Raw genomic sequence first — 11570 nt, 5'->3', positions numbered from 1 at the left:
GATCCGACTTCTAGTCTAGTTAAAGTGACTATTTTAGACGCTAGTGCCCACACCATGATAGGTCGCAGCTAATTTCGAAAGCGTGCAACGGGCTATTGTACAGTGTCCACGTCAAGTGCTTCGGGACATCAACACCGCCATCATTCCCTGGTTTCAAAGGCTTATAACCGAGTTTCCGATAGACCTTCTCGGTTACCTCTGGTGTCTGTAACGGAAGAGGATGACTCATCCCATAGACGTAGGCATGAACGTAGTAACCGTCCTTCTCGTTGGAGTCCGCATATTCCTTCAAAACCGGCATGAGAAGTAATTGTCTCAACGTCTCATTAGTCCTCTCTCTTCCCCCTTGGGAACAGTCCGGATCTGTTATTGACTCAAAATGGACTAGTGCAGTATGACAGCTATGGACTGTTTCAGGCTATCTCTGTGAGAATTGCGACCACACGTTCAATGATAAGACCGGCACGATCTTTGCCCATTCGAAGGTCGCGCTCAGGAAGTAGCTGTTCTCGATTCACACGTTTCTCCGGTTTAACACGAGTCTTCGCAACTTCAGCTAGAGACCGACGTCCAGTACAAAACGATCTGCCAGCGCGTCGAGCGCTTTACGAAGGACTCAACGCGCCCTCACTCAACCTCGTCGGTCCGATCGAAATCGACGAAGTCTACGTTTCTGCAGGGTTGAAAGGCTGCGAGTGCGACCGACCGTCGCGCTCTAAATTTGTTTTCGGCGGTGCTTCTACTTCGTGTTCTTTATGAAGTCGCGGCTATCGGCGATGAATGACTCGCCAAACTCGTAGTCACCCCACCATCCATCGTCATCCATCCGTTCCGGGTAGACCACTCCTGCAACCGTATAGGATTTGCCCCGGTTGTAGGTCTGGACAACGAGGAAGCCACGGTACTCAATTTCGAACTCTTCGTCGCCGTTTGTTGCTGTGTGCGTGGCAGTGATGGTGAACGAGTCCTCAAGGATGGCCTCGGCGTTGCTATAGCTGACATCGTTGAACCGGCAGCTGAGCCATTCCTCATCGTAGAGCCCTGAGCAGATATCGATCTGACTAAACGGGTAATCCGACTCGACCTGATCCGTGAACAGCTCTACGGCGGTGGCACTGACCACACTCTCCGTGTTGTCCTCGAGAAACTGGTTGATTTCGTCTAGGTCAATAAACACCGAGCCAGGTCCGATGGGCAGCGATACTTGGCTCAGGAGTGGGATGCCTCCACCGTCATCGTCACTGTTGTAGTCGATGTATTTCTCGCTGCGGATCGTCTCAAGGTTCCACGTGTACAGGTTCCATAGCGGTGGGCTGATGCCGAGGTTTTTTTCGACACGGGACTGCATCGTGGTGTTCTGGAGAGACTGACCGACCCAGGCGACGTCATTGTTATCGTCTTCGCCCAAATCGTTCTGTTTCCAGGACTCACCGCGAAATGCATTGGGGATCGACGGCTGACCGAACGAGGATGAGCCTGTCGTGTTCGCAGCGCTGGTTGCAGTTGGAAGGGCGGTGATGGATGCGAGGCCGGTCAGGATTGCGCGGCGCGACAGGGTCGTACTGCGAGAGGAGTCGGGGTTCATGATGTGTCTTGGTGGTATCGCAAGTTTGGTTGTAACCGCTTCGGCTGTTGTGAATTTCAGTGTTTGAAGGATTTATCGGCGGTAATTCGAGCCGCGACTTAAACGTACGTCAGACATGTATCATGCGTTAGACAGACGGCTTGCGATCAGGCGGGTAGCTTGAGTTTGAACTGAGTCATCACTGTAGGTTTATACTTGGCCAAGGACTCAGGAAGACCATGACCTCGCAGCGGATCCTCGTGATGGGCGACAACCACGGGAATACAGAATCATTAGAACGGGTTGTGGCCGATACCGAGGGCGAGCGCTTCGATTTTGTCGTTCACGTCGGCGACTTCACGAACGCCCACAACGAGGATAAAGCGACTGGCGGGGAACAGCTCCGGGCTGTCGAACCGTATCTGGAAACGCTTGCTGACCGCGCCGACAATGGCCTCGTCTATGTGTACGGAAATCGGGATTACTACGGCGATCTTGACCACACTCTTGATGTCGGGGCTTACGTCCCACAGGAAGGCTCCGTCACCGTGGGAGACCAACGCTTTACCCAGGATCCGGACGCCGTCGCCCCCGACGATATTCTCGTCACACATACAGAGAAGAAGGCGATGATCGACTATTTCCCAGGCCGGGCTTACTTCTGCGGCCACACGCACACCGGCCGGTACAAGGACCGGATGCTCAACTCCGCATTCCTGTACCGGGATGATTCGAAAGCCGCTACGACTCTATATGGCGGATATTTCGTAGTCGAAGTTGGTGACGAACCACCGTTTGACGTTGACTTTCGGAACATCGGTAGTCTTGATACGACCATTTGTCAGCGCCACCTGGAGCGAGGAGTCTTGATCGGGCCGGAGTACCACAACTGCATGTTCTGCTGGAAACCCGTCAAACTATTGCGTGAAATGTCGAAAACCGCCTTCTACGGCGTTACCCACGGACTTGACCGCGACCATGCGTCCGAAGACGAGATCGTCGAGTGCGCGGTAGAGCTGTGGGAATCGCCACCGACAGGGTTTGCGGACGAATTCTCTGAGTATATCTCTCAGGTGGAGAGAGATCCGAAAGGGTCGCTCGTCTACAACGACGATGGGCACTTGATCGATTTCTACGCTAATCGGAGTTGAGAACCCGATTCAGAATTCAGGTAGTTCTCCAAGGTTGTCCTGCTCGATTTCGTTGCCGTCCGTCCGGAGGTACGTCGTGTCGCTGATATCGACCTTGTGGATGTCCTTGCCACGCACATAGTTACCGTCGCTGTTCTTGTAGGCGGTACAGTATTCGAGACCGACTGTGAGCCCCATGATCACCTCCCATCGGTCCTTCTCTTCCGGTTCGATCAGTGTTGTTCCGGCATCTTTCCGCCGCTTTACCGCGGTGATGCGGTCACCGTCCTCATTGTATCGGACAGTCGATGATGTCCGGGTTGCAATCTACTCAGCGACGACCTACGGTGGGTGGCACTGGGGTCTGCGCCGGTCTTCCGGTGGCGATACGGTGTACCGGCTTTGGGGCAGCCGCGGCGTCGAACTTGTGTTGACCGATGGGCCACGGATTTTCATCGGAACGCAGCAACCAGCAGATTTCGAATCGGCGATCACAGAGACGATTTGATTGGAGCGTGCGATGGAATAGGGCAGGGGACCGTATACAGACCTGGAAGAAGGGAGTCAGGTTTCCGGGTGATCGTATTGGTGGAACCGGTAGTTGCCTGTTCGCATCACCCAGTACCGTCCATCGAACTCGAGAAGATCGTCGTTGTTGACCGCTTTTGAGAGGACGCCCGAGATATCGGTATCGGTGATACCACGGTCGTGGGCCAGATCCGTGATCTCTTCGACGGTGGCTCCCGGGTTCTCTGCCACAATCTCTAGGATCTGCTCGTACGTTTCGGTCATCAGTTAGGATATTTGGTGCTGAACGATTGCGTCTGCCCCACAGGCAGGACAGGTCTCGGTCTCGCTGTCAACGGTGGTGCCGCAGCGCCGGCACTCGTACACGACCTCTTCCTGCGATGTCCGAGTCAGTAACCGATTCACACCTTCAAATAGCATGGTACGGCGGTTATTGCGGGTTTACGACGTCTCGGCACTCGGGACACTCGGCGTATACTGCCGGTCCCGTCTCTGTTTCGTACTCGAGGATCACGTCGGTCGTCGTGATCTCGGTATGGCAGAACGGGCATGTACCGAGAGATGGTGGATTCGTCGTGGACATGGTTAGCTGACGGGAATATGGAAAGGGGGAGCGCGTGTGACGGTGACAGAGTGGTTGTAGTTGCTCCCTCTACTACCAGTGTAGCACCCGGATCTGTATATAACCGACCCAACCACAGTGAAACTGAAACCACTAGGAGCAGAACGTGAGGGTCTGTATCTCCTACGCGATTTGTCTTTTTTGATTAATTTCAGGACTAGGGGAACCAGTTTGTGATGGTCTCCTTGATACGGTAACCGAGTGTGGACGGGTTCTCTGTTGATTCTGCTTGGTTGTCATCCGATTGGTTATTGAGGAGCAACGCCGCTCTGTGATACGTATTGGCTCCGTTTGGGAGGAGATAGGTTTGGATGGGTGGGAAGGTATTGGTCTGTTGGCCGAACAGGAAGGCGAGTCCTGTTGGAGCTGCCATAAAGAGATGAATCTTGGACACTGGGGCGATCTCATTAACCGTTTTACGTATCTCCGTGCGAAACACGGATGCAGCGTGACCTGCTTGGTCAGGAGTTAATCTGATGTCTGGCCCGTCACCCGGTGTGAACTCAAGGACGCCTCGAAATTCGGAGAGATCCGATACCGTGTTTGCCACTTCAGGACGTACATTATCAGAAATACTGACTAAGACCGCAAGGTCCGATTCTGAGGCATTCTTCCGGGTAAACTCGGCTGATATCCCACTGGCCTCTGCATCCTTGTCGAGCGACCATGCTTGCGTGTTTCCAGCTTGATCAGCTTGCATCCACGTTGCATTGACATTCCGCGTTGCTTGGAGGCACCGACCTAACGCAAACGAGGCAGGGAGGTGGCTATAGCCACGCATCTGGATCGGGCGACCAGGCGCTTCGGATCTGATCCGATCGGTGACCGTCGTGAGCGCGGGAATCAGCCGCTGGTTCCAGATCTCCTGTGAGGGAGGCCCAGGGTCAAAGTGCTGGGACCAATCAATTCTGAGGTCAGACCGTGGCTTGTGGGCTGGTTCTTCATAGGTATCAAGCGAACACGTAATGGATTGGCCATCGTCAAGTGCTGCATCCAACTTAGTGAGACGCTGCTGCAGCACGAAGTCAGCGACCTCAGCACCCGCTTCAGGCGTCTTTTCGTCCAGTTGTTCCATATACCATGAAGAGAAATCATGGAGGGACGTGGATTTGCTGAGGATAACTTTCGCATCCGACACACCTATATCTGGACACCGAACGATGACTGCCAAGAACGTGTCGTCAGCTTCCCACCGCTCCCGAAACCGAGGGAGTTCAACATCTAGAATTACATCTGAGTCAGCAACATCCTCACTGATCAGTCCAATCCCACCAGCGATCTGCCGTTTGTCCTCGATGATGTGTTCTAAGCCTGATTCGAGTGGCTCTGATGGTTGATCCGATTGGTCTCGCCACACCGGAACACCATGCTCCCATAACGCATCTTCGAGCAGATCTGCGGTGTCCGATTGCTCGTGCTTGTAGCTGAGAAAGATCTTGCCTGTTGGATCAGTCATACTGTCTTACCATCCGTACCCGCCTCCCCTGTATCATCTGGTTGGTCATTCATACGGTAGAGTTGCTCATAATCGTTATCGCGGTGGAACAAATACGCGTTGACCGCGAACTCCTTGTTGTCGCCCTGACCGACAATGAAGAGTAAGGGGTGCGGGCAGTCATAACCATCGTCAGCAGCGATCTCGTTCATCGCTTTCCGATCGTCGGGACTGATCTCGGGTGGTGCTGCGGGATGGTAATGCCATTCACCAAGATAATCTATTCCAAGGCTTTCCCGGGCATCTCGAAGCCAGTCCTCGACCTTGTCGGTTCCACGGAGGAACTTTGTTGGCTCTTGAATTGAGTCAGGGGGTGGATCTTGGGCATTGATGAGGAGTGCAGGGTCGTCGCCGCGGTCGATTCCTGCTAGGATTCCACCTGTCTCGCAAGGGTGATCCTGCCGACAGCGTTCGAACATCGCCTCATGACATTTCTCGGGTACTTGGACCGTGACTGGCGAGGTCGGGGCCTGCCATGTCGTCATATCTTGGAAGGGTGGGTTAGCCTGCGAGATCGTTGGTATCTCGCCGTCTTCAGAAGTTTCCAGCACGGTGAAATCTGTTTCTCCGAGAGTCAATGCAGTCGCATTGTCGAGAAGCCGTGTCACGGTTCCTGCCCATGTCATAACGCGATCTGTCCGAACGACTGACGCAGGGTGCCAGCAACCGATACGCTCGGGAACTGCATCCGTCTCATCGTCCCATTCAACCTGTTCCTGTAACCGCCACAGGTTAAAGGCCTCCTCGTAGTCAGTGTACGGAAAGGTGTGGGAATAGGCGGTGAAGGAGAACAAACGGTTGGCTCGGCGACCCATGGCAGCAGAGCAAAAGACGACGCGGTGGTCCCAATGTTCGTCATAGAGTGCGCGGCGAACAACACGCGAGGCTGAACAATCAATGACAACCTCTGCGTCGCTGATTGACGCTGGCATCTCACCACTCGGTGGAAATGCTGTGTCTATGTCGACAGCCTGAACATACGGGGCCACAGATTGGAGACGGTCAGCGAGCGCTGTTGCTTTGTTGCGGCCTACACCATCCAGCGACAGGGTATGACGAGACACATTCCCGATCTCATACGTGTCGCTATCGACAATGGTGAGCTGCTGGCACCCGGCCCGCACTAAATTCTCTGCCACCATACTGCCGAGTGCACCCGCTCCGATGAGCACGATGGTGCGATCAAGAAACCACCTGTCCATGTGGCCACGTCGGATGAGCTGGTCATGCGACCAGTTGTTTGCTTCAAGCCACCGGATCTGTTCGCGCCCCGCTACAATCCGGGCAGCTCGGCTTTGTCCTTGACCGGTTGGTCGGTGACCGACATCCTGTGGATCTTTGAACTCCTCAATCTCAATCGGTTGCCAGTAGATGAGTTCTGGCTCGTTACCAACTTGTGCAGGGATCGGAAACCCGATTAGGAGGATCTTTACCGATTCTTCCTCCAGGACTGGCTTGATATTCGCACGAAGGTCATACGGATCCGTCGCCGTCTCTCCGAAAAAGCCTTCTAGATCCTGCCAGGTTTCCGGGGCTTCCCACGGCGGATCGATCGGAACCTGATCTAATAATGCCCACGCCCCACAAACCGCATCGTCCGTCTCTGTATCAATATATCCGCCCCAGTCAGGCTCGTAGATTACCTCACCGTCACTATCTGTGAATGCGCCGGTCACGTAGGTCTCTTCAGCGGTCGGAACAGAATAGAGTGCGACGGTTCCCCACTGGCCATACACGTCAGCCCAATCGTCAAATGACTCCCGCGATTCGTTGAACGCAAGTGTCGGCCCTTGAGCATCGGCCGTATTGAACGCCGGAATTTCAAACGGTTCGTCCGGCTCACGGAGCTCGCCCTGGGCAGCGTTCCGCAGCCATTGCAACGCACGGTCCATATGCCAGCAGAGCCGGTCCGTTCCCGTACTAGGTTCGCCTGTCGCTCCGGTCTGATTAAGCGTATGACCGTACCGAGCAACACAGATGTCACCTTTGCGCCACGGCGTGTCGTCACTGCCAGCAACGTTCAGTTTCTGGTGGGCAAACGTAGCAGTAATCGTGTTCGCGCCCTGATCTGCAGGGTAGATTCCGATTGGTCCGGCTGGAAAGGTGTCACGCAGATGGAGATACCAGTCAGTCTCATGTGGTACCTCCGGATGATCAGCTAAGTCGTCTGGTCGGAGACGGATTTTGACGATCCATTTTCCCCTGTTTTCCTCAAGGTATGGATCGTCGAGAACGGTGACTCCATCGCGCTCGTCTATAGCTGCGACGGCCTCAGTGATTTCGTCAGAAGGCATATCTCAGATCAGTATAAATAACTAAGCGAACTGGTGGTCCGAGGGGTCATCTACTTGTGACGACGAGCCAAGGGTCATTGCTTTCTCTCCCCCGTCATCGCTCTCGTCATCACTTCCATACGGCGGGAACTCATCCCCGAAGAGTTCGTGCCACAGATCGCGGGATGTTGCTTTATCCTCCTCATCGAGTGCCGTGCGTGCCAGTTGTGCGGCGTCTGACACCTCGTTGTGGAATGCGGCGAAGGCTTCTCCGTCAATCTGTTTGAGGACGTTATGTTTGGGGACAGCCGGAAGGCCATGGGCAGGCAGGAACGGAATATCTTCATTTCGTGCTTCACTCTCGAACTGTCTTTCAATCTGTTCAAAGGTCTGTGTGACGCCTTCAGCGACGCTGTCGATATCATCGGGACAGCAATCCCAGATCATATGCTCAAGGGGGTAGCTTGTAGGGCCGTCAACATCTGGTGTTTTCGTCCGTCGCCACCATTTGATGGCCTTGACGACGTTCACATAGTGGCCGCCCGTGCTATCGTTCTTGTCCAGAGTGGCGGCAATCGTCACAAGCGGGTGTGTCGACTCCCATTTATTGTCCTCCCGATCTGGGATCTCAAGTGGATCCTCCTTCCACTGCTCGTCACCATCAACGGACATATTGAGAGCGCCAGCCACTGTTGAGAGATCGTCCTTACTCAGTGCAGTCCCGACGTCCAGTGACCCGAGAGCTTTCGCAACTTCCTGTATAGCTTCGCTCGGGGCCACTGTCAACACGAGGTCGAGTTCTACATCCTCTTCCCGTATCTCGTACGAATGGTCGTTCGGTTCCCATTGGTCCTCGTAATATTCCTCAAGGAACGGTTCGCATTGTTCTAACGCATCTTCGGCCTCATAATCCTGAAGATCGGTTACTAGAACGATATCGACGTCGGATTTTTCGCCTTCTTTAGGTCTAAGTGCGGTCCATCGTCGGTAACTTCCTTGGAGGAAATCGGCGACGTAGAACTCTTGGATGTCGTTATCATCCTGCAAACGGTCCCGGAGGGTTTCGTGCCCCTCTTTGTACGCGTCCTGGTGTTCGTCCTGGGGTCTAATATCCGAAAGGAAAGTTCTGAACAGGGAGGGAAGCGTGGCCATGCTGCAAGCCATGGACTGGAAAGGCTTAAGTTTCGATGACCGGCGCTTCAAGCGCATCGGCGGAAACTCTCACTCTCAGCGCGATCCGGTATGTCGGCGACCAGACTACCCCCGCCCAAATAATGTCCTTCCGGGCTCGTGTTCGGCCTGCTTGCATGCAGAACGTGCTCAGGAAGACGTTCAGGTACACGTGAACCAACCGGCGAATCAAGTCCGGGAAGTGAATCGTCGGGCCGACCTTCCGCAGCGCGTCAAGCAACAACCGGAACTCCGGGTGTCGCTCATAGCAGTTCCGCAGTAGAATGGCTAGCGGCTGGTGTTCCTCAACGACCGTCGATCGACCGACATCGCTCTTGACCGCATCGATTTCTTGGAGTGTCGAAATCCCGTATTTGCGAAGCACCGTCGCCTCGAGTTCTCCCTGATCAGTCAGCGTAAACCGATCGGACCCCTCCAACAGTCCAAGCGACAACGCACTCCGGCGGGCCTGTGTACCCGTGCCGAAGCCATACTCGGTTTCGATTACATCCGCTAACTCATCGCCAACCAGAGTCCCGTGCTGATCGATTGCCACGATAGACGTGAGATTATTCAGTGGTTGAGCAAGCGAGAGACTTGCAATATCGCCCGCGATGTCGCTGCGACGCAGTCGAATCGACAGTTGCTTCTCGATATCGACGAGTTGCTCATGAAACTCTCACGCTCACGGATGCGTTCCCGTATGATTCTGTACTCATCAATGAACCAGTCGATGCATGTCTCAAATCACTGCCCTGCCACCAGATCCATGAGCAGATGCCCACGCAACCCGACGGAGTCAATTCTGAACTAGTCTCACATTTTTATATCTCAATTCTAATATTGACTACTAATGCCTGAAGAGGAGCAGGATCATCGGGACAGACCAGCACGAGAGAGTGAGTCTGCGGATGGTGAAGAGACTACGACAATAGGGGCAGGAATAGAATCTGACGAAACCAACGCTTCAGCATCGGATGAGCAGGATGTAGATGAAAGACCACCTGATGAGAGTGGAGAGACCGGAGAAGACAATGGGGAAGGTGAACCACCTGACCTGGCTTCGCCAGACCTTCATTTGTTAACGTTCCTCTGGCTGATTGAGCGTAATGACACGACGTTTGATGTGACTGGCTTCCAGGCAAAGCGTCTTTACGAGCAAACAGGCGACGGCAACGACAACGTCGGGCAACGGTACGCCGACCTGAAGGGGCCGTTTATTCAGGGTCATCGAGACACCGAACCGGTGCAACTCACTCCGAAGGGCCGCGAAGCGGTGAAAGAAGCGAAAGATGTTCAGAAAGCTGTACGAAACGAACTAGCAGAAACGATCCGCGATCTCCTCGACAAGGAACCGATTTTGAAACGGTCACTGTGGCTGGCCCATGCGAACGTAGGCGAGTACGAGTGGTATCTTGATGTGTATCACACAGAGGTAGCAGAACCCGAACGGTTCTTTTCGTTGTTCTTCACCGATCAACAGCTCCAAGCAACCCCGACGATCGGCGCGGCAATGGACGACATCGGAGATCTACCAGCACAACTCCAATCAGACCTCGATGCGAAACTTGGCACCGGTAATCATCTGAAGGCGCTCGCAACACTCGCGCCCGATGCTGTCGCTGGGATCCTACAAATCGACACTGACGAGACAATCAGCTGTGATGGTACGCCAGAGACACTTGGATACTACATCGGAGACAACGAAGCCCGGTCGGTTTTGGATGACTTACGGCAGATTGGCTTAGACACAGATCACAACAGCTTCGAGTTAGGTATTGACACCCTGCTTGAGAAACGCCGCGAAGAGCTATCCCAATGGTTAGCACTTGATTCAGACGCTTGTCGAACGGCGTTTGAGAACCACTGGGATCTCATTCTAGAGTGGAACAGCGGGTTCCGTGGTCGGACAGATGCGATGATCCAACAACTCGTTGATGTGGGTGCTGTAGTGCCGCAGAACGGGCACCTCGCTGTTCGGTCTGAAATAGCTGACATCGCAGAACAGGTGTGTAGTGATCTTCAGGGGAAGATTCAGGACCGACTTGAGGGTATCGAGAATGTTCACTTGCAACTGTTCTACGATTTTGATGAGGTAATGGAACGTGAGGAAGACGTGATTGTCACGCTCCATCACAATAGCTGGAGTTCCAATCAGTATTACTACCCGGCATTCATCAAAGGCTCAAGTAACAATCGTTCCGTCCCTGATAAGAATCCATTCACCACAAAAGCGATACTCGTCCCATCACCCCAGGAATTCGGGTTTACTGACGGCCATCTTGACCGAGATCGCTATCATTATCACAGGACCGCTATTGAGAGCCCATCAGTAAACCAGGAATTCAGCGCACTCGGCGAGATTAGAGGTCTCTCAGCAGCAAAGACTGCTTTTGATACGGTCAATTGGGAACAAGCAAGCAACAGAAGCGTTGAAAAAGCTAAAGAAATCATCGCTGAACGCGAGCAAATCTCTGTCGACCGTGCTTTTGACGAGCTCTCAGAGTACGACGACCTGTATCAGGAAGCTCTGTACGCCCTTGCCGCTAAACGCACAACAAAGACATCGATTGACCGCAACAATTACACTGCAGAAATTCTCTGGGACGACCTTCGGGAAACGCTGGAAACGCGGGATCCATCGCTCTCAGAATCCGACCTTGACGACATCGAAACGACGCTGCAAAGTATACTAGCCCGTTGCACGCTTTCGAAATTAGCTGCGACCTATCATGGTGTGGGCACTAGCGTCTAAAATAGTCACTTTAACTAGACTAGAAGTCGGATC

Annotated in this window: 10 protein-coding genes and 1 pseudogene; 3 read left to right on the top strand and 8 right to left on the bottom strand. The window is 53.7% G+C overall.

Annotated elements, in window-relative coordinates; all coding sequences use genetic code 11:
* Positions 1 to 387: 387 nt before the first annotated feature.
* Positions 388 to 720: pseudogene (locus D8Y22_RS01890) on the top strand (transposase); the annotation flags it as partial.
* Positions 721 to 739: 19 nt separating this feature from the next.
* Here the strand turns inward: D8Y22_RS01890 and D8Y22_RS01885 are convergent.
* Complete coding sequence (locus D8Y22_RS01885; RefSeq protein WP_141462952.1) at positions 740 to 1585, bottom strand: hypothetical protein; 846 nt, start codon at positions 1583 to 1585, stop codon at positions 740 to 742.
* Positions 1586 to 1803: 218 nt separating this feature from the next.
* Between D8Y22_RS01885 and D8Y22_RS01880 the strand changes: the two genes are divergently transcribed.
* A complete protein-coding gene (locus D8Y22_RS01880; protein WP_141462950.1) occupies positions 1804 to 2715 on the top strand; it encodes a metallophosphoesterase family protein in 912 nt (303 codons plus the stop codon).
* Positions 2716 to 2724: 9 nt separating this feature from the next.
* On the opposite strand, the gene D8Y22_RS01875 is transcribed toward D8Y22_RS01880, so the two are convergent.
* From D8Y22_RS01875 to D8Y22_RS01850, 7 genes are all read right to left on the bottom strand, one after another.
* Positions 2725 to 3021: a DUF3892 domain-containing protein gene (locus D8Y22_RS01875; protein ID WP_141462948.1), complete on the bottom strand. Its 297-nt coding sequence runs from the start codon at positions 3019 to 3021 to the stop codon at positions 2725 to 2727.
* Positions 3022 to 3258: 237 nt separating this feature from the next.
* A complete protein-coding gene (locus D8Y22_RS01870) occupies positions 3259 to 3486 on the bottom strand; it encodes a hypothetical protein (protein ID WP_141462946.1) in 228 nt (75 codons plus the stop codon).
* A 166-nt stretch (positions 3487 to 3652) separates the two neighbouring features.
* Positions 3653 to 3805 carry a DUF7837 family putative zinc-binding protein gene (locus tag D8Y22_RS23475; RefSeq protein ID WP_449421045.1) on the bottom strand — a complete coding sequence of 51 codons (153 nt, stop codon included), beginning with the start codon at positions 3803 to 3805 and terminating at the stop codon, positions 3653 to 3655.
* Positions 3806 to 4001: 196 nt separating this feature from the next.
* Positions 4002 to 5300 carry an SAVED domain-containing protein gene (locus D8Y22_RS01865; RefSeq protein WP_141462944.1) on the bottom strand — a complete coding sequence of 433 codons (1299 nt, stop codon included), beginning with the start codon at positions 5298 to 5300 and terminating at the stop codon, positions 4002 to 4004.
* Positions 5297 to 7633, bottom strand: a complete 2337-nt coding sequence (locus D8Y22_RS01860; protein WP_217350854.1) for a ThiF family adenylyltransferase — start codon at positions 7631 to 7633, stop codon at positions 5297 to 5299. Before D8Y22_RS01860 ends, D8Y22_RS01865 begins: the two co-directional genes overlap by 4 nt.
* A gap of 21 nt (positions 7634 to 7654) precedes the next feature.
* Positions 7655 to 8764, bottom strand: a complete 1110-nt coding sequence (locus D8Y22_RS01855) for an SMODS domain-containing nucleotidyltransferase (RefSeq protein ID WP_141462943.1) — start codon at positions 8762 to 8764, stop codon at positions 7655 to 7657.
* A gap of 25 nt (positions 8765 to 8789) precedes the next feature.
* Positions 8790 to 9338, bottom strand: coding sequence for a hypothetical protein (locus tag D8Y22_RS01850; RefSeq protein ID WP_174811725.1), 549 nt, complete (start codon positions 9336 to 9338; stop codon positions 8790 to 8792).
* Between the two features lie 297 nt (positions 9339 to 9635).
* Here D8Y22_RS01850 and D8Y22_RS01845 point away from each other — a divergent pair, with 297 nt between their 5' ends.
* Positions 9636 to 11537, top strand: a complete 1902-nt coding sequence (locus tag D8Y22_RS01845; RefSeq protein ID WP_141462941.1) for a hypothetical protein — start codon at positions 9636 to 9638, stop codon at positions 11535 to 11537.
* Positions 11538 to 11570: the final 33 nt, after the last annotated feature.

Source organism: Salinadaptatus halalkaliphilus (genome assembly GCF_006543045.1).
GTDB classification, from domain to species: Archaea; Halobacteriota; Halobacteria; order Halobacteriales; family Natrialbaceae; genus Salinadaptatus; species Salinadaptatus halalkaliphilus.
Note: the sequence above shows the minus strand (reverse complement) of the source record. Positions and strands in the feature narration are given on the sequence as shown.